Here is a 24,607-nt window from a genome sequence, read left to right as displayed (position 1 = left end):
ATGGCAGTTTCTACACCCATTGGGATGAGGAACGCGGGCTGAATGGTCTTGCCGATGCCGAGCGGTTCATCCGCGATTTCGACGGCAAGGCAGGCGGGCTGATCCGGGGAATGCTGGCCCCCGACCGGATCGAGAATTGCACCGAGACCCTGATCCGGCGCAGCCGGGATGTCTCGACCGATCTCAATGTGCCGATCCGGCTGCATTGCTGCCAGTCGCTGAGCGAATTCAATGCGGTGGTCGACCGCTATGACATGACACCGCTGGAATGGCTGAACTCGCTTGATTTCCTGAACGAGCGTGCCCTGTTGCCGCATGGTGTCTATATCACCGGGCATAGCCAGGTGGATCGCAAAGGCGATGATGTCGGCCTGCTGCGCGACAGCGGATCGACACTGATCCATTGCCCGCTGGTACTGTCACGCTATGGCGGATCGATGGAAAGCTTTGGCAGGCTGCGCCAGGCAGGTGTCCGGATCGGCCTTGGCACCGATACCTTCCCGCCGGATATGGTCGAGAATATGCGCCTTGGGGTCAGCCTGTGCCGGGTGGCGGATCATTCGGTGATCGCAGCCAGCGCCGCCGATCTTTATGACGCCGCCACCATTCATGCGGCCGAGGCTCTGGGCCGGCCGGATCTTGGGCGTCTCGCCGTTGGCGCAAAGGCAGATATGACGCTGTTCGATCTGTCTGATTTTGCGATTGGCCAGGTCATTGATCCGATCCAGACCATGATCCTGTCGGGGACCGGGCGCGATTTCCGCAGTTCGGTGATTAATGGCAGGCTGGTGATGCATGACCGCCAGCTTCCCGGCGTGGATCTTGCGGAATGGGGTCGTCGCGCGCAGGCACAATTTGACGGGCTGATCGCGAAATACCCGCTGCGGACGCTGAATCATCCGCCGGTTTCCGAGATCTTCGCACCCTCCTACGCCTGGCTCGACTGAGACCCCGTAAAGCCCGCCCCCGCGCCCTCACCAGGGCGCGGGCGTGGGCGCACCCGGGTGCGTGCTGAAAGCGGCGCCGCCGGTCAGGTGGCCCCGCCTTTGCCATTGGTCAGATCTGGCCCCTGGCGCCTGCGCTCCGCCACCTGCCGTCGCGCTTCGGCGTCCCGGATCTCGCGCGTGGTGTCGCGCAGCCAGTCAAGGTGATTATGGGCCGCGGCTTGTGCTGCCGCCGGATCGCGGGCAAGGATTGCGGCACCGATCCGGTGATGCTGCGCGCGCATTGCCTCGCGGGTGTCGGGCCGCGTGAACAGCCGGTTGCGGTTTTGCACCACGTCATTGCGCAGACTGACCGAGAGCGCGCGCATGATGTGCAAAAGCACCAGATTATGGCTCGCCTCATAGATGGCCAGATGCAGCGCGGCATCGACTTCGGCCTCCAGCGCCGGATCGCCCGCATCATGTGCGGCGTCGATCCGGCTCAGGCACTCGCGGATATGCGCCAGATCGGTGTCACTGGCCCGCCTCGCCGCCAGCGCCGCCGCCTCACTTTCCACGATATCGCGGAATTCAAGGCAGTCATCGGCCAGTTCGCCATGGTCAGCCAGCAGCGCCAGCAACGGATCGCCAATCGCCTGCATCCCGAGCGGAGCAATCTGCAGCCCGCGCCCCGCCGGGGTCAGCAGCCCCTTTTCTTCCAGCAGCTTCAGCCCGTCGCGCAGGGTCGGGCGCGACACGTTCAGCCGCGCCGCAAGCTCGCGCTCGGCCAGCAGCGCGTCACCCGGGCGCAGGCTGCCCTCAAGGATCATCGCCTCAATCAGGCGGGCAACCGCTGCGGCGGCGCGTTCGGGCTGGATCCCCGGCGACCCGTCCCTGATGTCACAATCTGCCATATGGTGCTGCCTTTATCCCAGGGACGAAACGCGCGGCATCTGCCGGACCGGGCAAGAATGACGCCGGTTGACAGCATTGGTAAAATTATTTTACCAAAACCCAACCGATGCAAGTGCCTGCCGCAGAAATACCATGCGCAGGGCCAGCCAAAAGAGAGATCAGCCCTGTGTCAGGCACAATTGTGATGCCCGCGCCCGATCAGCATATCCTTGCCCGTCGCGACGCCATTCATCAGGCGCTGGCGGCGGTTCTGCCCGCGGATGGGCTGATCACCGCGCCCGACGAATTGCGGGCCTATGAATGCGATGCGCTGACCGCCTATCGCTGTGCGCCGCTGGCCGTGGTCCTGCCGCGCAGCACCGAAGAGGTCGCCGCCGCGATGCGCGTCTGCCACCAGATGGGCGTCAAGGTGGTGCCGCGCGGGGCGGGCACCTCGCTCGCCGGGGGCGCGCTGCCCACGGCGGATAGTGTGGTGATCGGTACGATGCGGCTGCGCGACGTGCTGGAGCTGGATCTGGAAAGCCGTTTCATCCGGGTGCAATGCGGCGTGACCAATCTTTCGGTCTCGGCCGAACTTGAACCACATGGGTTTTTCTACGCCCCTGACCCCTCTTCCCAGCTGGCCTGCACCATTGCCGGCAATATCGGCATGAATTCCGGCGGCGCGCATTGCCTGAAATACGGCGTGACGACCAATAACCTGATGGCCGCAAAGGTGGTGCTGGTCACCGGCGAGGTGGTGGAATTCGGCGGGCCGGAACCGGGCGCGGCGGGGCTGGATATGCTCGGTCTGTTTTGCGGCTCGGAAGGGCAGCTTGGCATTGTGACCGAAGCGATCCTGCGCATCCTGCCCCGGCCCGAAGGTGCACGCCCGGTGCTGATCGGGTTCGGTGATGCAGTGACGGCGGGGGAATGCGTGGCGCGGATCATCCGCTCGGGCGTGCTGCCGGTGGCAATTGAATATATGGATGAGCCCTGCCTGCGCGCGGTCGAGGCCTTTGCCAGGGCGGGCTATCCCGAATGTCCCGCCGTGCTGATCGTCGAGGTTGAGGGCGCACCGGAAGAGATCGACCATCAGATCGCCGCCATCCGCGAGATCGCGGGCGCGCTGAACCCGGTCGAGTTCCGCGAAAGTCGCAGCGAGGCTGAGGCGGTTGCGATCTGGAAAGGGCGTAAATCCGCCTTTGGCGCCATGGGGCGGCTGGGGGATTACCTCTGCCTTGACGGCACGGTTCCGGTCTCGAAACTGCCCGCGACGCTGAAGCGGATCGGCGAACTCTCTGCGCAATACGGGCTGGAAGTGGCCAATGTCTTCCATGCCGGTGATGGCAATATGCACCCGCTGATCCTCTTCAACGCCAATAAGCCCGGCGATCTGGAAAAGGCCGAGGCCTTCGGCGCCGATATCCTGCGCGCCTGTGTCGAGGCCGGCGGTTGCCTGACCGGAGAGCATGGCGTTGGCATCGAAAAGCGTGATCTGATGGGCGCGCAATACGGGCCGGATGATCTTGCGATCCAGATGGAGATCAAGAGCCTTTTTGACCCGGACTGGCTTCTGAACCCGGCCAAGGTCTATCCGCTGGAGGCCAGCGCCCCGTTCCGGGCCGGAAAAGGCGGTGCAGCATGATCCGGCATATACCCCGCTCTGAGGCGGAGCTTTCGGCGCTGATTGCCCGGCAGCATCAGATGGCCGCGCCGCTGGTGATCGAGGGCGGCGGCAGTTCCGGCATATCCGCCGGGATCGGCGGGGAAATCCTGTCCACCACTGGCCTGAGCGGCGTGGTGGAATATCAGCCGGGCGAGCTGACGCTGATCGCACAGGCCGGAACGCCGCTTGCTGAGATCGAGGCCCTCCTGTCGCAATCGGATCAGTGCCTTGCGTTCGAGCCGCCTGATCTGCGCCATGTGCTGGGGACCATGGCGGCAGAGCCGACCATTGGCGGTGTGGTGGCGGTGAATTCTTCGGGCCCGCGCCGTCTGCTTTCGGGGGCCTGCCGCGACCATATTCTGGGTATCAGGATGGTGGATGGCCGGGGGCGTATTTTGCGCAATGGCGGCCGGGTGATGAAGAACGTAACCGGGCTGGATCTGTCGCGCCTTCTGGCCGGATCTCATGGCACGCTCGCGGTCCTGACCGAGGTCGCGATCCGCACCCTGCCTTGCGCGCCGGTGTCATTGACCCTTGCGGTGTCAGATCTGGCCCCGACGGCAGCGCAGGCGCTTATTGCGAAAGCCCTCGCGACACCCTGGGAGGTTTCCGCGGTGGTCGTCCATCGCGGCAGGGTCTGTCTGCGTCTTGAGGGGCCGGGCCCCCAGGTCGCGTCTCGCCGGGCGAAACTGCTGCGCCTGCTCGCCTGCGAGGTCGAGGAACTGGAGGGAGACGCCAGCCGCACGCTCTGGCGCGGCTTTCGCGATCTGGAGATGTTTGCGGACCACACCCTGCCGCTGTGGCGGCTGCAGGTCCGGGCACGGGATGGCGTGGCGCTTGCCCAGCGGCTTGTGGAGCACGGCGAGGTGCTGATCGACTGGGGCGGCGGCCTGATCTGGTATCAGGGTGCGGCGGATGCTGCGCTGATCCGCAGCCTTGCGCCCTCCGCCAGGCTGATCCGGCGCGCGGGCCTTACCACAGCGCGCTTTCCGACCGAGGCGGAGGGCCTTGGCCGTCTCTCGGCAGGGCTGCGCCAGGTCTTTGATCCGGCGGGCATTTTCAATCAGGGCCTGATGGGCGGGGCCATGGGGGCGGCAGATGCAGACTGAATTTTCCGCCGAACAATTGCAGGACCCCGGCACTGCCCGTGCCAATGAGATCCTGCGCTCCTGCGTCCATTGCGGTTTTTGCACCGCGACCTGCCCGACCTATAAGGTGCTGGGCGATGAACTCGACAGCCCGCGCGGACGCATCTATCTGATCAAGGATATGCTGGAAAACGAGCGCAAGCCGGATGCGACGGTGGTGCGCCATATCGACCGCTGCCTGTCCTGCCTGTCCTGCATGACAACCTGCCCGTCGGGGGTGCATTACATGCATCTGGTCGATCATGCCCGCGCCTATATCGAAAAGACCTATCGCCGCCCGCTGTCGGACCGCCTCCTGCGCGGTGTTCTGGCCAGGGTGCTGCCCTATCCGGGCCGCTTTCGTCTGGCGCTGCTGGGGGCGAAGATCGCCCGCCCCTTCCGCCGTCTGATGCCGGATGCGCGGCTGCGGGCGATGCTGGAGATGGCGCCGAAGCGGATTGCCGGGCCTGCCCGCGACGATGACCCGCAAAGCCATATGCCCGAGGGGGCGCGCCGCAAGCGGGTGGCGCTGCTGACGGGCTGCGCGCAAAAGGCGCTGAACCCGGCAATCAACGCGGCGACGATCCGGCTGTTGCGCCGCCATGGCTGTGAGGTGGTGATCCCGAAAGGGATCGGCTGCTGCGGCGCGCTGCCCCATCACATGGGCCGCGAGGCGCAAAGCCATGCCCTGGCCGCGGCCAATATCCGCGCCGTGATCCGCGAGCTGGACGGTGAAGGGCTGGATGCGGTGGTGATCAACACATCCGGCTGTGGCACTACGGTCAGGGATTACGGCCATATGTTCGCAGAGACCCCGCTTGCGCAGGACGCGGCGCGGGTGGCGGCGCTGGCACGCGACATCACCGAGGTGATGACGGACCTGGGCCTTGCCTCAGCCGGCCATGCCGCGCCGCTGCGCGTGGGCTATCACGCCGCCTGTTCCCTGCAACATGGCCAACAGATCCGCAATGCGCCGAAGGATCTTCTGCGGGCGGCGGGGTTCACGGTGCTGGAGCCGAAAGACAGCCATATCTGCTGCGGCTCGGCCGGCACCTATAACCTGATGCAGCCGGAGATCTCGGGCCAGCTGCAGGCGATGAAGGTCGACAATCTGGAGGCGATCCGGCCCGATATCATCAGCGCCGGTAACATCGGCTGCATGATGCAGATCGGAGCAGGCACCAGGGTTCCGGTCGTCCATACGGTTGAACTGCTCGACTGGGCGACCGGCGGGCCAAAGCCACCGGCACTGGCGGCGGGTGACGCGGCAAATGGGTAAAGGCTCAGCTGGCCGGGTCCAGATCGGCCTGTGCCCCCGCCTCTGGTGACCCCGCCTCCGGCCCATAGGCCCCCGCACCCGCAACGCCGCCAAGTGCTGCGGTCATCTCGCGCGCAACCGCGAGCACCTGAAGCCCGATCCGCACCGTTTCGCGGCTGGCCATCCGTTGCGCCAGCGCCGAGACCGAGATCGCGCCCAGAGGCTCGCTCAGAGGGGACCAGACCACGGCTGCGATACAGCGCAGCCCGGGGGTGAATTCCTCATTGTCCAGCGCGAAGCCGACACGACGGATGCGGCGGATCTCATCCATGACTTCGGTGGTGCTGCGCAGGCTGTGGCTGGTCATCGGGCGCAGACCGTGGCTGGCGATCAGGGCTTCGATCGCCGGATCCGGCCAGGTGGCGACAATGGCCTTGCCCATGCCGGAATTCATCACCGGCGTGCGGCCCCCGGGTGGCGCGATGGCGCGGATGATCTCGCGGCTTTCGACCTGGGCCACGGTGATCACCTCGCCCTCGGCCAGGATGCCCAGATTGGCGGTCTCACGGGTCAGATCACGCAGGCGGCGCAGATAGGGGCCGGCGGCGGCGATAAAGCTTTGCCAGCGGGTGAAGGCCAGCCCGGTGGTGAACGCGCGCTGGCCGATCAGCCAGTGCTGGCCCTGAGGTTCAAGTCGCACGAAATCGCGCTCTTCCAGCGTGGTCAGCAGGCGATGTGTGGTTGAAGCGGCCAGTCCTGCCTCGCGCGCGAGATCGGAAAGGCGCAGCCCTGCGGGCGCTTTTGACAACAGTTCCAGCAGGAAAAGCGCGCGGTCAACTGCCTGAACCATCCCCGATCCTTTCCATTTTCACGTATCATTTTCCACATCGTGGAAAACTTCAACCCAAAGATGGCCAGTATGCCCCCCTGGCGGCATGGTGAGCGCAACCCTTTCTTGTACCGGAGTCATCGAGATGACCGCTCCCTTCACCCGCGCCGGGCTGCAGATCGCAACACCCCTGCTTGAGTTTGTCGAGACCCGCCTTTTGCCAGGCCTGCCGCTGACGGCCGAAGCTTTCTGGCAAGGCTATGCCGGGCTTTTGCGCGATTTCATGCCCGAAAACCGCAGGCTTCTCGCGCGGAGAGAGGAACTTCAGCGTCAGATCGACGACTGGCTTCTGGCACGGCGCATGGCCGGGCAGGCCTGGGATCAATCTGCCTGGATGGGTTTCCTGCGCGAGATCGGCTATCTCCTGCCTGAAGGCGATGATTTCACCATCGAAACCGCGCCCTGCGACCCCGAGATCAGCACGATCGCCGCGCCGCAGCTGGTGGTTCCGGTGATGAATGCCCGCTTTGCCCTGAACGCGGCCAATGCGCGTTGGGGCAGCCTTTACGACGCGCTTTATGGCACGGATGCGCTGCCGGGCACCGCCACCGGCACGGGGTTTGACAGCGCGCGGGGGGCGCAGGCAGTGGCCTGGGCGGCGGCTTTCCTCGATCAGGCGCTGCCGCTGGCACAAGGCAGCCATGCCGATGTCAAAGGCTGGCGGGTCGTGGATGGCAGGGTGCTGGCGGAGTTGGAAACCGGCGAAACCCCGCTCGCCGATCCCGCCGCCTGGGCCGGAAAGGGCGCGGCAGGCGACTCGCTGCTCTTCCGCCATAACGGATTGCATATCGAGCTGGTTTTCGACCGCACCCACCCGGTCGGCGCGGCCAGCCCCTCGGGATTGCGCGATGTGGTGCTGGAGGCGGCCCTGACCGCGATCCAGGATTGCGAGGATTCCGTCGCCGCGGTCGATGCAGATGACAAGGTCGCGGCCTATGCCAATTGGCTGGGGCTGATGAAGGGTGATCTTCAGGAGACATTCACGAAAGCGGGGCGTGAGGTTAACCGGCGTCTGGCCGCAGACCGCGCCTTCACCGGGCCTGATGGCAAAGCCTTCACCCTGCCGGGGCGCGCCTTGCTGCTTTGCCGCAATGTCGGTCATCTGATGACCACCGACGCGGTTTTGCTGGATGGCGAAGAGACGCCCGAAGGGCTGATGGATGCGATGGTGACCGTGACCGCCGCACTGCATGATCTGCAAAAGACCGACGGGCTGCGCAATTCACGCAGCGGTTCGGTCTATGTGGTCAAACCCAAGATGCATGGCGCTGAAGAGGCCGCTTTTGCCAATCGCTGCTATGGGCGGGTGGAAGAGATCCTCGGCCTTGCGCCGGGCACCGTGAAGCTGGGCCTGATGGATGAAGAGCGCCGCACTTCGGCCAATCTGCGCGAGGCGATGCGGGCGCTGAAAGACCGGCTGGTCTTTATCAATACCGGCTTCCTTGACCGCACGGGTGACGAGATCCACACGCTGATGCAGGCCGGGCCGGTTCTGCCCAAAGCGCAGATCCGCGACGCCGCCTGGCTTTCGGCCTATGAGGACGGCAATGTCGATGCGGGGCTTGCGACCGGTCTCGACGGGCGCGGCCAGATCGGGAAAGGCATGTGGGCGAAACCCGATGACATGGCAGAGATGCTTGCAGCCAAGATCGGCCATCCGCAGGCCGGAGCCAGCACGGCCTGGGTGCCTTCGCCGGTTGCGGCGGTGCTGCATGCGACGCATTACCACCGTGTTGATGTGGCCGCGCGCCAGGCCGGGCTGGCCACTCGCCCCCGCGCCAGCCTTGAGGTGCTGATGACCCCGCCGCTGATGGAAGGATGCAATCTCACCGCGGCAGAGATCGCGCGTGAGGTCGATCTGAATTGCCAGTCGATCCTTGGCTATGTGGTTCGATGGGTTGATCAGGGGATCGGCTGTTCCAAAGTGCCTGATATCGACGATATCGGGCTGATGGAAGATCGCGCCACATTGCGGATTTCAGCGCAGTTTCTGGCGAACTGGATGCTGCATGGTCTGGTTTCCGGGGCGGCGATCGACGAAAGCCTGCAGCGTATGGCGCTGCGCGTTGACCGCCAGAATGCGGATGACCCGGCCTACCGCCCGATGGCCCCGCATTATGACGGCACCGCTTTCCTCGCCGCCCGGGCCCTGATCCTGGAGGGGCAGTCGCAGCCATCAGGCTATACTGAACCCCTGCTCCATGCCGCGCGTCGCAGGGTGAAAGACAGCCCGACCTCATGACCTCTCTCAAAGGCCCCGGATTGCCGGGGCCTTTCCTTTTGGCCCCTTATAGGCTCAGGCCCACGGCTTTCATCACAAAGCGAAATCCGTAAGCGACCAGGCCCAGGGCCAGGACGCTGGCGAGCCAGATCGTCACCAGCCAGCCGATCCGTTTCAGCCAGGATCCGGATGCGTTTGACTGCCGCGCGATCACCATGCGTTTCATCAGTGATACCCATCCCCCACCCGCACTTTGCCGCGAAAGACGTAATAGGCCCAGGCAGTATAGGCGAGGATCACCGGGATGATCAGCAGCGCGCCCACCAGCGCGAAGCCCATGCTCTGATCCGGGGCCGCCGCTTCGCGAAGCGTGATCGCGGGCGGGATGATATAGGGGAACATGCTGATCCCAAGGCCGGTATAGCCGAGGAACAAGAGAAACAGTGTCAGGATGAAGGGCGAAAGCCCCGGATCCCCTGTCTGCAATGACCGCAAGAGCAGGAAGGCGGTCAGCGCCACCAGCACCGGCACCGGCGCAAAGAAGAAGAGGTTCGGCAGGCTGAACCAGCGCTCCGCCACCGCCTGATGCGCAAGCGGTGTCCAGAGGCTGACGACCACGATCACCGCCAGCAAAGCCAGCATCAAAGGCCGCGCGAGGCTGACGAGACGGTCATGCAGCGGCCCCTCGGTCTTTACGATCAGCCAGGTTGCCCCCAGAAGCGCATAGGCGACCAGGAGCCCCAGCCCGGTAAAGATTGCAAAGGGCGAGACCCAGTCCATCGCGCTGCCGGTATAGCGCGTCCCCTCCATCTGAAAGCCGTTCAGGAAAGCGCCCAGCGACACCCCCTGGAAAAAGGTCGCCGTGACAGAGCCGAGCATGAAGGCCTTATCCCAGAACGGCTTGTGATGCTCGTCTGCCTTGAAGCGGAATTCGAACGCCACGCCCCGCCAGATCAGCCCCAGAAGCATCAGCGCCAGCGGAATATAGAGCGCGGTCAGTATGATCGCATAGGCCAGCGGGAAGGCCGCCATCAGCCCTGCGCCGCCAAGGACCAGCCAGGTCTCATTGCCATCCCAGACGGGCGCGACGGTATTGACCATGACATCGCGGTCATCGCGCCCCCTGATAAACGGAAACAGGATGCCGATGCCCAGATCGAACCCGTCCATGATGACATACATCATCAGGCCAAAGGCGATGATACAGGCCCAGACGATGGGAAGATCGATGCCCATTGGTCAGTGCTCCTTGCTGAGATCGGGGGCGGCAGAAAGCGGCCGCGCCGGGCTCTGGCCGGGGTCGTTATTGTCGGTAGCGGGGTCATCTTCTCCCGCTTCCGGCCCTTTGCCGACAAGTTTCAGCATATAGCTGGTGCCAAAGCCAAAGACGAAGAAATAGGCGATGATAAAGATCACCAGCGTCACGCTCATGGTCAGCGCCGAATGGTCCGAGACCGCGTCACTGGTGCGCATCACGCCATAGATCACCCAGGGCTGGCGGCCGATTTCGGTGGTGTACCAGCCCGCCAGAATGGCGATCAGCCCGGTCGGCCCCATCAGAAGCGCGAAACGCTGGAACCAGCGCCCCTCATAAAGCGTGCCACGCCAGCGCCGCCAGGCGGCCCAGAGGCCAAGCGTGATCATCAGCATCCCAAGGCCCACCATGATGCGGAAGGTCCAGAACACCACGGCGACCGGCGGGCGGTCTTCGGGGGCGAATTCCTTCAGGCCGGGGAATTGTCCGTCCAGGCTATGGGTCAGGATCAGGCTGGAAAGATTGGGGATCGCGATCTCGAAATGGTTCTTTTCGGCCGCCTGATCAGGCCAGGCAAAAAGGATCAGCGGCACACCTTTGCCGGGTTCGTTCTCCCAATGCCCCTCCATTGCGGCGATTTTCGCGGGCTGGTGTTTCAGCGTGTTCAGCCCGTGCTGATCGCCGATCACCGCCTGCAGCGGCGCCACGATCAGCAGCATCCACATCGCCATAGACAGCATCTTGCGCACGCGCGGATTGTCATTGCCCTTAAGCAGATGCCAGGCCCCGCTTGCGCCGACAAACAGCGCGGTGGCAAGGAAAGCCGCCGTCACCATATGGGCCAGCCGGTAGGGGAAGGAGGGGTTGAAGATCACCTCGAACCAGTTGACCGGCACCACCACGCCATTCACGATCTCGAACCCCTGCGGCGTCTGCATCCAGCTGTTCGACGCCAGAATCCAGGTGGCCGAAATCAGCGTGCCGATTGCCACCATCACGGTGGCAAAGAAATGCAGCCCCGGCCCGACCCGGTGCCAGCCAAACAGCATGACGCCCAGAAACCCCGCCTCAAGGAAGAAGGCGGTCAGCACCTCATAGGCCAGCAAAGGCCCGGTGATTGACCCGGCAAAGGAAGAAAAATAGCTCCAGTTCGTGCCGAACTGATAGGCCATCACCAGACCCGAGACGACGCCCATCGCAAAGTTCACCGCGAAGATCTTTGACCAGAAATGGTAAAGATCGCGGTAAACGGCGGTCTTCTTCCACAGCCACAATCCTTCCAGCACCGCCAGATAGCTGGCAAGGCCGATGGTTATGGCCGGAAAGATGATATGGAAGGAAATGGTGAACCCGAACTGGATACGGGCCAGCTCAAGTGCGGTCAGTCCGAACATCTGGCATGCCCTCCGGGAAAGCAGCTCGCTCTGTGGTCGCGGCAGCGAAACCGCCGCCAAAGGATAACACCGATTGCAGTCTTGTCGTCACGATAACCGAAAAAAGCACTCCGGCGGCCAGAAATGCAGGGGGCATCTTGCCGCATGTGATCCGGATGCTGAAAGAGCAATGCCTCCATCGCCAACGCTTCGACAGTATCCGGCATGCAAAATGCGCCATCGGGGACTGGACCGGGTGAGGCACAGGGACCCGTTTCTCCAGGTCAGTATCGCTGAACAGCGATCTGCTTGCCTCGTCTGTGCCCCGCATCGTCATCCCGGCCATCGACTTGCAAGGGGGATGCATGTTGCAGATGCCCCCGGCGATACCCGACCAAACCAGCACTCTGTCATGATATAAGGGCCAGGAAATCTGGCCCCCGATGACACCGCATATATAAGCTGCCTCGCAGGGTCCCGGCAGTGGAGACAGGGCATCGCGGTGCCAGACGGCTGCGACACCTACGGCCGTCAGACGGCAGGCCCGTTCGCAGATGGGTCAGTCAGCCGGATGGCGTCCTGATCCGTGTGACGCCGCGCGAGTTCATGCGCGCGGGCGCTGTCGCCGGAACAAATCGCTGCCAACAGCGGTTCATGCAGGTCGACAATCGTCTGAGGTTCTTCATAAAACCCATCCGCCAGCAGTAGAAACAGCAGCGCGGGGCCTTCCAGCCGCTTATACATGTCCTGCAGCAGCTTGCTTTGTGCAATCTCGACCACAGTACGGTGAAAGCGCAGGTCCAGTTCCAGCAGGTGCCGACGCTGGCGATTGTTGGACGCGCGTCGCATTTCCTCGACAACTTCCGCCAGACGGGCCCGGCCGGCATCGGTGATCCGCTCGGTCGCGAGCTGCGCCGCAGCCGATTCAAGAATATCGCGCATCAAAGAAATATCGCGAATATCTTCCTCGGAGACCGCGATGACAAAATTGCCGCGCCGCGGCCGGTGCTCGACCAGTCCGTCAGCCTGAAGATATTTCAGGGCCCCCCGGATCGTGCCCTGGCTGACGCCGAATTTCTGGGCAAGCTCCATTTCGACAAGCCGGTCGCCAGGCTGCCATTCCCCGTCGAGAATGCCCTCCTGGATTGCCGATGCAATCTCGGTTTCGAGGCTGGGGCGGACATGGGCTGCGTCTCGGGAATGCCGCACGGATCTGTCCTTCGCAATCAACTCTGCCCTTCGATAGCCAGCTTGGCGACCAGTGTCATCATCTGGATACCGCCATGGCGGCGTAATTTTTGGGCAGTTTTCGTGGCGTGCACGAAATTTTCCCTACCCGTTGCCATTATTATTGATAATCATTAATCGGTCACATCAGGGTGAAGCCCTGATAAGGAGAGACTGATGAGCGGCGTGTTTTCCAGAGATTTTGCGGTTTCCACTCCGCTGGTCGAGCGGGCAGAGGGTGTCTGGATTCACGGGGCTGATGGCCGGCGCTATCTTGACGGCATGGGCAGCGCCGGGGTGATCGGCATCGGTCACGGCCGCACAGAGATCTATCAGGCGCTGGCGGAGGAAGGCTCGAAGGTGAGCTATGTCTATACCGCCTCTTTCACGCATCCCTGGCAGGAGGCGCTTTCGGCCTCGGTCCTTTCGGTCGCGCCCGAAGGCATGTCGGGAGTCTATTTCGTTTCGGGCGGATCCGAGGCGAATGAAACCGCGCTGAAGCTTGCCCGCCAGTATCACGTCGCGCGCGGCGAGACCGGTCGCCACAAGATGCTCGCCCGCTGGCAAAGCTATCATGGCGTTACCATCGCCACGCTGTCCCTGTCGGGGCGGACCTCGTGGCGCGCACCTTACGACCCCTATATGTTGCCGGTCGTTCATGTCAGCCCGCCCTATAATTACCGCTGCAACATCTGCGGCGAAGGGGGCGACTGCACCGATCACTGCATCGAGGAACTGGAGCGGACGATCCTGATGGAGGGGCCGGAGACCATCTCCTGCTTCTTTGCGGAAACCATCATCGGCACCACCGCGTCAGGGGTCACGCCGGGGCCGGATTATTACCGCCGGGTCCGAGAGATCTGTGACCGCTACGGCATCCTTTTCATCTGTGATGAGGTGCTGATGGGCTATGGCCGCACCGGCCGTGCCTTTGCGATCCAGGACTGGGATGTGCTCCCCGATATGATCACCTGCGGCAAAGCGATCGGCTCGGGCTATGCGCCGCTTGGGGCGGTGATCGTTTCGGAAAAGATCACGGGGTTCTTCCGCGAGGGCAAACGCCGCTTTGTCCATGGTTTCACCTATTCCGGTCATGCGATGTCATGCTTCGTTGGCCAGAAAGTGTTCGAGATCATGCAGCGTGAAGACCTCTTCAACCGCCCGGCCAGCATCGGCGCCTATATGCATCAGCGCCTTGACGCGCTGCAGCAGCGCCATGAGGTGATCGGCGATCTGCGCGGGCGCGGGCTTTATGCCGGGCTTGAATTCGTCGCGGACCGTGCCAGCCGTGAACCTTTCCCGGAAAGCGCCGGCTTTACCGGTCGCCTGGTCGCGATGATGCGCGAACGCGGCGTCATCGTCGGCGGCGGCGTTCCGGGTGCGAATTTCGGCAAGGGCGGCGACCATATCCAGATCAGCCCGCCCTTCACCATCAGCGAGGGTGAGATAGACACTCTGGTCGATACGCTGGACGAGGTTCTGACCAGCCTTTCGCGTGATGCGCGCGGGCCGGCCGCGAAATAAGACTGCGACAAAACAAACAACTTCTGACAGGAGGACTGCGATGAAGAAACTGATCACCGTCTCGCTTTTTGCACTGATGGCCGGCACGGCGGCCCAGGCCGAAGTGACCCTGCGCATCGGCGGCGCGGGCTCTGACACCAGCCCGGACACCAAGGCGATGGAGGTCTTTGCCGAAAAGCTGAATGAGCGCCTCGGTGATGGCGTCGCGGTCGAGCTGTTTCCGAGTTCGCATCTGGGTACCGTCGATGAGATGGTCGAACAGGTGAAGGGCGGCGTGCTGGAATGCATGTATGAAAGCGTGGGCGTGCTGGGCTCGTTTCATCCGGCCGCCAATATCGAGGGCGTGGCCTATGTCTATCATGATGTAGATCACTTCTTCCGCATCTGGCGCGGTCCGGTCGGCCAGGAGATCCTCGATTCCATCGCCGATGAGGCAGGCTTCCGGGTGGTCGGTCCGGCCTTCCACGGTTTCCGCCAGATCCTGACCAATGTGCCGATCGAAAAGGCCGAGGATCTCGACGGGTTGAAAATCCGCGCGCCCGGCATTCCGGCCTATATTGAATCGATCCGCGCCATGGGGGCGAACCCCGCCACGGTCGCATTTGAGGAAGTCTATGCCGCATTGCAAAGCCATGTGGTGGACGGGGTGGAACAGCCGCTGACCGCCATCAAGGACAAGCGTTTCCATGAGGTGGTGAAGAACCTCGCGCTGACCAATCACATGGCCGAAACCATGGGCTTCATGTGCAACAGCGACTGGTATGCCGGCCTTGACGACGCGACCCGCAATGCCATCGAGGCCTCGGCTGTCGACAGCGCCGACTGGTATCGGACCTATACCGAAGAATCGCAGGCAGCCCTTCTGGCCGACCTTGAGGCCGAAGGCGCGATTGTGACCCGCCCCGATATCGCGCCCTTCATCGCGCGGGCGGCCACGGCACAATATGACGCCACGCTGCAGCCGATCATCGAAAAAGTGCGCGCGGTCGAATAAGACCTGTCGCCATGGCTGCCTCCCGATTTCGGGGGGCGGCTTTTTCTCGGCGGCCCTTCCGCCGCCTCCCGACACCCTGATGCCCGGACCCCCGATGAGCAAAATCCTCTTCCGGATCGGCGATCTGCTACGCGCCGTCCTTGCCACCCTTGTCGCGATCGCCCTGTTTCTGATCGTGGTGCTGGTCTTCTACCAGGTGATCACCCGCTATTTCACCGGCACAGCCACGCCGCAACTGGCCGAGTTCGCGCGCTTTCTGTTCATCTGGCTGGTCTTTGCGGGTTCGGCCTGGCTGGTCTCACGCGGGGATCTGATCGCGATTGACTTCTTCTCGGTGCAGATGGGGCCGCAGGCAAAACGCGTGCAGATGATCTTTGTCGAGATCTGCACCGCCGCACTCATGGTCGCCCTGCTGATCTATTCGCAAAAGCTGCTGGATGTGGTGGCGATCAAGCGCGCGCCGGCAACCGGCATCCCCTATGGCTGGGTCTATCTGGCGCTGCCGACCTTCTGCGTGGCGGGGCTTTATTTCATTCTTGAGCGCGCGGTGAAGACGCGTCTCTTCGCGGCGATCACCGCCGACAGCGGCAAGAGGGCCTGATCCATGCTGATGCTTCTGACCCTTGCGCTGGTTCTGTTCGCGCTGATGTTTCTTGCGGTGCCGATTGCGATTTCGCTGGGCATCGCCTCGCTTGTCATCATCCTGATCTGGGACACGCCCGGCTTTGTCCTGGCGCAAAAGATGCTTAACGGGATCGACAGTTTCCCGCTGCTCGCGGTGCCCTTCTTCATTCTCGCTGCCTCCATCATGAATGCGGGCGGCATCACCACCCGCATCGTGGATCTGCTGGGTTCGGCCATGGGGCGCCTGCGCGGCAGTTCGGGCCAGGTGAATATCGGGACGAACCTGTTCCTTGCCGGGATTTCCGGCTCATCGGTGGCGGATGCCTCGGCCACCGGCGCGCTTTTGATCCCCGAGATGAAGAAAGAGGGCTATTCGGGTGCTTTCGCCGCCGCGCTGACGGCTACCGCGGCACTGCTCGGCCCGATCCTGCCGCCTTCGATCCCGCTGGTGATCTATGGCGTGATCGCCGAGGTCTCGATCGTCAAGCTCTTCATCGGCGGTTACGTCCCGGCGCTGATGATCGTCGTGGCGCTGGTGATTTTCGTCAATCACCACGCGAAAAAGCATGACCTGCCGCGCCGGGGCCGCCAGGGGGGCGCGGTGATCTGGCAGAAATTCCGCGTCTCGGTCTGGGCCATGTCGATGCCGATTCTGTTGATCATCGGCGCGCGGGGCGGCTATTTCACCATCACCGAGATTGGCGCCGTTCTGGTCGTCTATGCGATCTTTGTCGGCTGGGTGATCCACCGCGAGTTCCGCTGGGGCAAGCTGCCCGCGATCCTGACCGATGCCGGGATGCAGACCGCAAATATCATGCTGGTGGTCGCGACCTCTTCCTTCGTGGCCTATCTGATGGTGGTGCATGGTGTGCCCAAGGATCTGTCGCGCTGGATCCAGGAGGCACAGCTTTCGCCGGTGGTGTTCCTGCTTCTGATCAACCTGATCCTGCTGATCGCCGGGGCCTTCCTGGATTCGACCCCGGCCACCATCATCATCGTGCCGATCGTGCTGCCCTCGGCCATCGCGCTCGGGATCGATCCGGTGCATTTCGGGCTGGTCGTGGTGGTCAATCTGATGATCGGCCTCATCCATCCGCCGATGGGGCTCAACCTCCTGATCACGCAATCCATCGCGAAAGAGCCGATGGGGGCGATCCTGAAAGAAAGCCTCCCGCTTCTGGGGATTATGCTGGTGATCCTGATGCTGGTGACCTTCGTTCCGGCAACCGTGCTCTGGCTGCCAAAGGTGATGGGCCTCTGACAAATCAGCCTCGCGTCGCCGGTCATGGCGACGCGAGGCCTGTTTTTGGCCCGGGCGAACTCGGCTGCTGGGGCGGGAAGTGCTCCAATACGACCCACGCCCCGACAACGGATCCGGATGCGAAAGATATGTCCATCGCCAGGCAACCGTAGCGGTTGTGGGATATGGTGCGGGGCATCGGTTCAACTGTATGAGCCGCAAGATGCGGGGTCACAGTATTTGCGCGACAAACCTCTGCGCCTGGGCGATCTCGCGGATCGACAGCATCTGCTGTAAGTGCATCTGGCGAATGATGTTCAGAACTCCCATGTCCATAACTGCATTGCCACCACCGCTCGCCGCTTCGGGGGAACGTTCACGTGGCTCAATTCGGAGTGGAAGTTTCGTGCCTGCCCGGCTCAGTGGCGGATGGGCATTAACAACCAGGTGGTTCCTATGGCCAGACCCTCTGCGGTCCCCCGCAACTTTGCGACGCTACAAAGTCTGCAGGTCGCCCGCGGCACTACCAGACGCGATAGCCTCTATGCCGCTCTTGTAGCGCTGATCAATGACGGCATGTTTTCTTCCGGCGACGCGCTGCCTTCGACGCGCCAGCTGGCCGAACAGCTTTCGCTTTCGCGCAATACGGTTATTTCCGCCTATCGACGGCTTGTGCTCGACGGGCTGGCCAGCAGCGAAGAACGGTCAGTCTTTCGGGTCAGCGAGATGGTGCGCCCTCGGCACCTGCCGAAGGCGGGTCTTCCCGGGGCCCTGCCGCCTGACCCGGATATGGGAAAGACGAGCCTCCCGGGATCGGTCAGCTCTCTGCCGCGCATCCATAAGGACAAGAACTGGCGTATTGCGGAATATCCGTTCATCTATGGTCAGTGCGACCCCGCGACATTCCCGACCGCAAACTGGCGCTCTGTTCTGCGCGATCTGAATTCGCTGAACGGCATTTCTGTCTGGACCCGCGAAGTCTATGACGAAGATGACCCCGAGCTGATTGACGCGCTGCGACGGGTTATCCTCCCGCAGCAGGGGCTTTGGGCGCAGGAAGATGAGATCCTGATCACCGGCGGCGCGCAGAATGCGCTCTTTATGATCACCCGTCTGCTGGCCTCTGGCGGGCAAAAGGCGGTGGTCGAGGATCCGGGCTATACCGATATGACCTCGATCCTGCGGATGAACGGTGCCGAAGTTGCCTTTGTACCGGTCGATCAGGAAGGCCTGATCACCGACGCCATCCCGGCCGGCAGCGATCTGATCTACTGCACCCCCGAGCGGCAGTTTCCCACGTCTGTCCGCATGTCTTTGCGCCGCCGCGAAGCGCTGATTGAACGGGCCACGCGCGAAGGCTTTTACGTGATCGAGGACGGCTACGATTCTGAACTGCCGTTCCAGGGCAATATACTGCCCTGCCTGCGGGCCATGGCTCCGGGCGAGCGGATGATTCACGTCGGCAGTTTCTCCAAGACGCTGGCCCCGGGGCTGCGGGCGGGCTATGTGGTTGCCTCGCGTGAGATCATTGCCGAATTGCGGCTTTTGCGCCGGCTGATCATGCGCAATCCCTCGACCTATATTCAGGCGGCGATCGGCAGGTTTATCCGCAGCGGCTTTTACAATGCCCATCTGCAGAAACTGCGCAGCACCTATCACGGTCGCTATAAGGCGCTGACCACAACCCTGCGCCATCTGCTGCCGGATGCCGGGTTCATGCCGGTGCGGGGCGGCACCTCTGTCTGGCTGACACTGCCCGAGGGAATCCGCGCGGCACCGCTTTATGAAAACCTGCTGGCCCGGGGTGTCTTTGTCGAGAACGGTGATGCCTTCTTCGTGGCGCCGCCTGAACGTTCCTGTCTGCGGCTCGGCTATTCCTCGATCAGGGCGCAGCTGATCCCGCGTGGAATCGAAATCATCGCCGAAGAGGTCAGCGCCCTGCGCAAATAATCTCATCAGTCTGGGACAGGGCGATGAATTGCAGCGAAGAGAAGGATCCAGTTATTCCGAATGGAGGGATCCAGAATGGACCAGTAGTCGCGCTGGTCCGGTCGAAATTTCTTCAGATGCGCGGCATATCTATATAAGAATTATAGATATTTTATTCTTCATTCTCTTTGGGGCCAATGGCGGAAAACAAACCCTCTGTTTGCCGTCCGGTGAGAGAATTGACTGAAAGCGGCCCATTTCTAAGGTGCGCGGAACGTCAGGAACACGGCCGGATCTTCCCGGGGGGCAGCCTTCCCTCCTCTGGTCGGAAGGAGAACTATGTCTGCCCCAACCGCCCCGGATTTCGATCCCGTGCTGCTGTCCGTTCTGTCAGCACGGATCGAAACCATCATCCGCGAAATGATCAATACCGTGTCAAAGGCCAGCCGCTCGGCTGTGATCAAGAATGCGCGCGATCTGTCCTGTGGCGTATTGACCGCCGATCATCGCCAGCTTTGCGTCGAAGAGGGGATCCCTATCCATATCTCGGCGCTGGATCTGACCACCCGCGCGATCACCGATCTTTTCGATGATGTGAAAGAGGGCGACGCCTTTCTGAACAACTGTTCCTATACCGGCGGAACCCATCACGCCGATCTGACAGTGGTGATCCCGGTTTTCTATGAGGGAGATCTCCTGTTCTGGGCACTTGCGCGCTCGCATCACGCCGATATGGGGGCACCGCTGCCGACCACCTATCTGCCCGAAGCGGCCACGATCTATGAGGAAGGGCTGAACTTCCCCTGCATCCGCATCCAGGAGGATTTCACCGATAAGAAAGACTGGATCCGCTACGCGATGTACAACATCCGCGTCAGCAACATCTGGTATGGCGATTACCGGGCGCAGGTGGGGGCCTGCCGTGTCGGCGAACGCCGCCTGAAGGATCTGGTCGCGAAATACGGCATTGAGACGATCCGTCGCTTTTTCGACGAGTGGACCGCCTATGGCGAGCGCCGCATGATCCAGGAACTGAAACGCCTTCCCGCCGGAGAGTGGAGCTATGAGACCCGCCACGATCCGATCCCGGGCGTTGCCGATCAGGGCGTGCCGGTGCGGGTGACAGTGATCACCGATCCGGAAAACGGCCTGATCACCATTGATGCGCGCGACAATGAAGACAATATTCCCGGCGGCTTTAACCTTTCCGAAGCCTGTGCGCTCGGCTCCTGCCGGATCGGGGTCTATTTCAATCTTGACCCGACCCTGCCGCATAATGCGGGCAGCGACAGCCGGATCCGGGTGCTGCTGCGCGATGGCGCGGTGGTGGGCCGGCCGAAGTTTCCCGCCGGCACTTCGATTGCCACAACCAATGTCAACGAGCGGCTGATCAATGCGGTTCAGGCCTGTTTCGCGCAGATGGGTCGCCCCTTCGGCCTTGGTGAAGGCGCGGTGCAGCAGCAGGCGGGCGAGTCGGTGATTTCGGGGATTGATGCCGATAACGGCAACCAGCCCTATGTGAATCAGCTTTTCGTCACTTATGGCGGCGGCCCGGCCAAACATGGCACCGATGGCTGGCTGACCTATCTCGGGTCGGTCAATGCCGGGGTGATCGTTCTCGACAGTGTCGAGATCGATGAGGGCATGTATCCGATCCTGATCGAAGAGCGCAAAGTCGCCCCTGGCACCATGGGCGCGGGCGAATGGAACGGGGCACCGGGGATGACGGGCACCATGATCCCGCTGGGAGATGAGCTGACCGCGATCTATTGCAGTGACGGCTGCGTCAACCCGCCGAAAGGCGTGCTTGGCGGTGGTGCCGGGGCGGCCGCGCGCAACATGAAACGGCTCGCCAGCGGTGAGGTCATCGACCTGCCGGGCTTTCATAGCGAGACTTTGCGCCGGGGTGAGGCGCTGGTCTGGATCAACAACGGCGGCGGCGGCTATGGCGATCCGCGGCAGCGTGACCCCGAGCGTGTGACGCAGGATATCAATCGCGGCTGGCTGAGCCCCGAGGCCGCCGAAACGGTATATGGTGTCGCAGTGCGCCCCGGTGACCTGCCAGGCCTTGTCGTCACCGATCATGCCCGCACGGGGCAGCTGCGCGCCACGCCCCTCGCAGCGGGAGGCAAGTGATATGAGCTTCCGCATCTGTATTGATATCGGTGGCACCTTCACCGATGCCGTTGTTCTGCAGCAGGGCGGCCTGCCGCGCATCTTCAAGGCCTCTTCGACACCGCCGGCATTTGAGCATGGCTTCATGGCGGCGCTGGAGCTGGCGGCGCAATCCTATGGCTTGTCGCTGACGGATTTCCTGTCCAGGACCGAAAGCATCGTGCATGGCACCACTGTCTCGACCAATGCCCTGGTCGAGAACAAGGTCGGCCGCGCGGGGCTTTTGGTGACTGCCGGCCATCCCGATATTCTTCTGCTGCGCGAGGGGCCGCGTAAGCGGACCTTTGACTGGTCCGTGCCCTATCCCGATGCTTTCATCCCGCCGCATCTGACGCAGGAGATCGGGGGCCGGATCGATGCCAGGGGCCGCGAGCATCAGCCGCTGGCCGAAGAAGATGTGCATCAGGCTATTGCCCGTTTTCGCGCGCTTGGAGTCGAGGCGGTGGCCGTCAGCCTGCTCTGGTCGGTGGTGAATGGCAGCCATGAACGCCGGATTCGTGAGATCTTTGCGGCGGAATGGCCGGAAGTGCCGGTTACCCTCGGCCATGAGCTGAACCCGATCCAGCGCGAGTATCGCCGCACCATTGCCACGGCCTTCAATGCCGCGCTGTTGCCGGTGGTCCGCTCATACGTCGAAGGGCTGGAGACGGCCCTGCGCGCTGCAGGCTATCGCCGTGAATTGCTGATCGCCAATTGCGTGGGGGGCATGATGCCCGCGCGGGTGATCGCCGAAAAGCCGATCTTCAGCACCATGTCCGGCCCGACGCTGGCGCCGATTGCCGGGCGCCGCCTTCTGCCGGGGGCGGATCTGATCATCGCCGATATGGGCGGCACCACGCTGGATGTCTCGGTCGTGCGCGACGGCCAGCTGATCATCACCCCCGAGGCCCTGATCGGCTTTGACATGCTGGGCGTGCCGAAAATCGACGTGCGCTCGATCGGCGCGGGGGGCGGCAGCATTGCCTGGGTTGATCCCGGTGGCCTGCTGCGGGTCGGGCCGCAAAGCGCGGGGGCCGCGCCCGGACCGGCCTGTTATGGCCGGGGCGGGACTTTGCCAACTGTGACCGACGCCAATGTGGTGCTTGGGGTCATTGATCCCGACAACTTCCTTGGCGGCCGGATGAAGCTGGACCGCAAAGCCGCCGAAGCTGCCGTCGGTTCGATTGCCGGGGCCCTGGGCATCGGGCTGCACGAGGCGGCCTGGGCGATCTGCACCACCTGCAATCATAATATGGTGGGCGCGATTCAGAATATCACCATCAATGAAGGGATCGACCCACGCGAGAGCGTGCTGGTCTCGGGCGGCGGCGCAACCGCCTGCCATATCGCCGAAATGGCCGAGGTTCTGGGCATCCACAGCGTTCTGGTGCCAAAGCTGACCGCCGGGCTCAGCGCCTTTGGCGGTCTGGTCTCGGATCTGCGGTTCAACGAGACCGGCACCGGCCAGACTTCTTCGGCGGGCTTCGATCTTGCAAAGGTGAATGATCTCCTCTCGGCCCTGCGGCAACAGGCGCTGGCCGGGCTGAAAGAGGCCGAAACCAGCGTCGGGCGGATCGATCTCGAATATGCGTTTCTCGGGCGCTACAAATACCAGTCCTGGGAAATCGAGGTGCATTTCTCCCCTGAGAACGGTGTGCTCACCGAGGCGGATATTCCCGCGCTCATCCACAGTTTCCACGAAACGCATGAGCGGATCTACGGGGTGCGCGAAGAGGCGGATATCGTTGAATTCACCACCTGGAAGGTCGCGGCCCTCGGGCGCAACCCTCTGAACGAGGTCGATCTGAACCAGACCGGCACGCCAGGCGAGGCGGGTGGCAACACCGGACCCACCGGCTGGCGCGAGGTCTGGTCGCCCGCCCATCGCAGTCTGCGCCGCGTGCCGGTCTATGATGGCAACCGGCTTTTCCCCGGCGACCGGATCCCCGGCCCGGGCATCATCGAGGAAAGCACCACCACGCTTCTCTTGCTGCCGCAAACGGTGGCCGAGGTCAGGCCTGGCGGTGACTATCTCGTCACTACCGAGACAACCTGAAACAGGCCATACCCCCAAAGGAGAATAAATTGTCTGTACATATCAAAAGGTTGCTTGCCTCTTCGGCGGCAGCCACGCTCTCGCTCATGCCTTTCGCAGCCCAGGCTGACGACAATAGCATCGTCATCGGGGCGGCCATTGCCGAAAGCGGCTGGATGGCCCCCTATGACGAGGGCCCCTATAACGCGGTCAAACTCGCCGTTGAAAAGATCAATGCGAATGGCGGCCTGCTTGGCAAAACCCTGGTGCTGGAAAAGGCCGATACCAAGACCGAAGTCGCCGGAGCCGCCCAGGCCGGGGCGCAGCTTCTGGATGCCGGTGCTCAGGTTCTGATCATTTCCTGCGATTTCGACATGGGGGCGCCGACGGCGCTGGTTGCCAACCAGAAAGGTGTGATCTCCTTCTCGACCTGCGGCGCGGATGCCAAGCTCGGCAATCATGCGATCGGCCGCTATGTCTTTTCCCTCGCAAGCGAGGCCGAAGCCAATGGCAGCCTGCTCGCCAGCTGGTCGGTGCATAAACAGGGCTGGAAAACCGCCTATCTGCTGACCGACAGCAGCTTTGAATATACCAAGAGCCTCGGTCGCGGATTTGAGGCAGGCTGGGCAGCCGAGGCGGGCGAAGGCACGCTGATCGGCAGCGATACCTTCCGCAATGACGATGCCTCTTTCTCGGCACAGATCACCCGCATCAAGGCGCTGCCCGAACAGCCCGATGTCATCGCCCTTGCAGGCGTCACGCCCGGTTTCCCGGCCATCGTGCGCCAGTTCCGCGCGGCGGGCATCACCGCGCCCTTCGTCACCGGCACCAATGCGGATGGCGATGGCTGGCGCGATTCCGTTCCGGCAGAAAATCTGAGTGACTTCTATTACTTCTCCTATTCCTCGGCCCGCGGCGATGACCCACGCCCGGAAATCGGTGTCTTCAACGCCGATTTTCTGGCTGCGACAGGCGAGCGCCCGCAGACCGGCCAGGCCGTGACCGGCGATTCAGCTGTCACCGCCTGGGCGCGCGCTGTCGAACGGGCCGGCACTTTCGACTCTGACGCAGTTCTGGCGGAGCTGGAGAAGTTCCGGGATGAGCCGCTGCTGGCCGGTCTGACCACCTTCACCGCCGATCTGCATATCACTGCGGGCCGTCCGATGCTGGCTGTCGGCTATACCAATGGTGAACCCGCAGCCATCGGCTATTACAGCCCCGCCAAACGCGACTACATCCAATGGTGGGACTAAGCCCCGAAACGGCGCCGT

The 24,607-nt window shown here is 62.9% G+C and carries 19 protein-coding genes; 13 read left to right on the top strand and 6 right to left on the bottom strand.

What is annotated here, in order from left to right:
- Nucleotides 1-947, top strand: a 947-nt coding sequence (locus M3484_RS13515; protein WP_249497281.1) for an amidohydrolase family protein, incomplete at its 5' end; no start/stop codon positions are given.
- An 83-nt stretch (nt 948-1,030) separates the two neighbouring features.
- Here the strand turns inward: M3484_RS13515 and M3484_RS13510 are convergent.
- Nucleotides 1,031-1,837 carry an FCD domain-containing protein gene (locus M3484_RS13510; protein WP_249497280.1) on the bottom strand — a complete coding sequence of 269 codons (807 nt, stop codon included), beginning with the start codon at nt 1,835-1,837 and terminating at the stop codon, nt 1,031-1,033.
- 167 nt (nt 1,838-2,004) lie between these two features.
- Here M3484_RS13510 and M3484_RS13505 point away from each other — a divergent pair, with 167 nt between their 5' ends.
- The 3 genes from M3484_RS13505 to glcF are packed head-to-tail and all read left to right on the top strand — an operon-like array spanning nt 2,005 to nt 5,892.
- Nucleotides 2,005-3,465, top strand: coding sequence for an FAD-binding oxidoreductase (locus tag M3484_RS13505; RefSeq protein WP_249497279.1), 1,461 nt, complete (start codon nt 2,005-2,007; stop codon nt 3,463-3,465).
- Nucleotides 3,462-4,595, top strand: a complete 1,134-nt coding sequence (locus M3484_RS13500; RefSeq protein WP_249497278.1) for an FAD-binding protein — start codon at nt 3,462-3,464, stop codon at nt 4,593-4,595. The genes M3484_RS13505 and M3484_RS13500 overlap by 4 nt, the downstream gene beginning before the upstream one ends.
- Entirely contained in the window at nt 4,585-5,892 is a 1,308-nt protein-coding gene (gene glcF / locus M3484_RS13495) for a glycolate oxidase subunit GlcF (RefSeq protein ID WP_249497277.1), read from the top strand. The genes M3484_RS13500 and glcF overlap by 11 nt, the downstream gene beginning before the upstream one ends.
- A gap of 4 nt (nt 5,893-5,896) precedes the next feature.
- On the opposite strand, the gene M3484_RS13490 is transcribed toward glcF, so the two are convergent.
- Entirely contained in the window at nt 5,897-6,721 is an 825-nt protein-coding gene (locus M3484_RS13490) for an IclR family transcriptional regulator (RefSeq protein ID WP_249497276.1), read from the bottom strand.
- A 124-nt stretch (nt 6,722-6,845) separates the two neighbouring features.
- Between M3484_RS13490 and M3484_RS13485 the strand changes: the two genes are divergently transcribed.
- The gene (locus M3484_RS13485; RefSeq protein WP_249497275.1) at nt 6,846-9,002 is read left to right on the top strand and encodes a malate synthase G; all 2,157 of its coding nucleotides are present in this window, start codon (nt 6,846-6,848) and stop codon (nt 9,000-9,002) included.
- Between the two features lie 46 nt (nt 9,003-9,048).
- Here the strand turns inward: M3484_RS13485 and M3484_RS13480 are convergent, their stop codons facing one another.
- From M3484_RS13480 to M3484_RS13465, 4 genes are all read right to left on the bottom strand, one after another.
- Nucleotides 9,049-9,207, bottom strand: coding sequence for a DUF2474 domain-containing protein (locus tag M3484_RS13480; RefSeq protein WP_216279505.1), 159 nt, complete (start codon nt 9,205-9,207; stop codon nt 9,049-9,051).
- The gene (gene cydB, locus M3484_RS13475; protein WP_092904596.1) at nt 9,207-10,217 is read right to left on the bottom strand and encodes a cytochrome d ubiquinol oxidase subunit II; all 1,011 of its coding nucleotides are present in this window, start codon (nt 10,215-10,217) and stop codon (nt 9,207-9,209) included. The genes M3484_RS13480 and cydB overlap by 1 nt, the downstream gene beginning before the upstream one ends.
- A 3-nt stretch (nt 10,218-10,220) precedes the next feature.
- Complete coding sequence (locus tag M3484_RS13470) at nt 10,221-11,630, bottom strand: cytochrome ubiquinol oxidase subunit I (RefSeq protein WP_249497274.1); 1,410 nt, start codon at nt 11,628-11,630, stop codon at nt 10,221-10,223.
- A 510-nt stretch (nt 11,631-12,140) separates the two neighbouring features.
- On the bottom strand, nt 12,141-12,818 hold the full coding sequence (locus M3484_RS13465) for a GntR family transcriptional regulator (RefSeq protein WP_143040601.1): 678 nt from the start codon (nt 12,816-12,818) through the stop codon (nt 12,141-12,143).
- Nucleotides 12,819-13,013: 195 nt separating this feature from the next.
- Between M3484_RS13465 and M3484_RS13460 the strand changes: the two genes are divergently transcribed.
- From M3484_RS13460 to M3484_RS13425, 8 genes are all read left to right on the top strand, one after another.
- Nucleotides 13,014-14,360, top strand: coding sequence for an aminotransferase family protein (locus tag M3484_RS13460; protein WP_249497273.1), 1,347 nt, complete (start codon nt 13,014-13,016; stop codon nt 14,358-14,360).
- 40 nt (nt 14,361-14,400) lie between these two features.
- Nucleotides 14,401-15,354, top strand: coding sequence for a TRAP transporter substrate-binding protein (locus M3484_RS13455; RefSeq protein WP_249497272.1), 954 nt, complete (start codon nt 14,401-14,403; stop codon nt 15,352-15,354).
- A 94-nt stretch (nt 15,355-15,448) separates the two neighbouring features.
- The gene (locus tag M3484_RS13450) at nt 15,449-15,955 is read left to right on the top strand and encodes a TRAP transporter small permease (protein ID WP_249497271.1); all 507 of its coding nucleotides are present in this window, start codon (nt 15,449-15,451) and stop codon (nt 15,953-15,955) included.
- A 3-nt stretch (nt 15,956-15,958) separates the two neighbouring features.
- Nucleotides 15,959-17,239, top strand: a complete 1,281-nt coding sequence (locus M3484_RS13445) for a TRAP transporter large permease (protein ID WP_249497270.1) — start codon at nt 15,959-15,961, stop codon at nt 17,237-17,239.
- 435 nt (nt 17,240-17,674) lie between these two features.
- Nucleotides 17,675-19,168 (top strand): aminotransferase-like domain-containing protein, encoded by a 1,494-nt coding sequence (locus tag M3484_RS13440; protein ID WP_249497269.1) that lies wholly within the window; start codon nt 17,675-17,677, stop codon nt 19,166-19,168.
- A gap of 318 nt (nt 19,169-19,486) precedes the next feature.
- The gene (locus M3484_RS13435; protein WP_249497268.1) at nt 19,487-21,283 is read left to right on the top strand and encodes a hydantoinase B/oxoprolinase family protein; all 1,797 of its coding nucleotides are present in this window, start codon (nt 19,487-19,489) and stop codon (nt 21,281-21,283) included.
- A gap of 1 nt (nt 21,284) precedes the next feature.
- Nucleotides 21,285-23,357 (top strand): hydantoinase/oxoprolinase family protein, encoded by a 2,073-nt coding sequence (locus M3484_RS13430; RefSeq protein WP_249497267.1) that lies wholly within the window; start codon nt 21,285-21,287, stop codon nt 23,355-23,357.
- Between the two features lie 29 nt (nt 23,358-23,386).
- Nucleotides 23,387-24,589, top strand: coding sequence for an ABC transporter substrate-binding protein (locus tag M3484_RS13425; RefSeq protein ID WP_249497266.1), 1,203 nt, complete (start codon nt 23,387-23,389; stop codon nt 24,587-24,589).
- Nucleotides 24,590-24,607: the final 18 nt, after the last annotated feature.

The sequence above is a fragment of the Pseudomonas sp. GX19020 genome (assembly GCF_023371075.1).
Classification (GTDB): domain Bacteria; phylum Pseudomonadota; class Alphaproteobacteria; order Rhodobacterales; family Rhodobacteraceae; genus Pseudogemmobacter.
The sequence above is the reverse complement of the archived record's forward strand: the minus strand, read 5'-3'. Positions and strand labels throughout refer to the sequence as shown.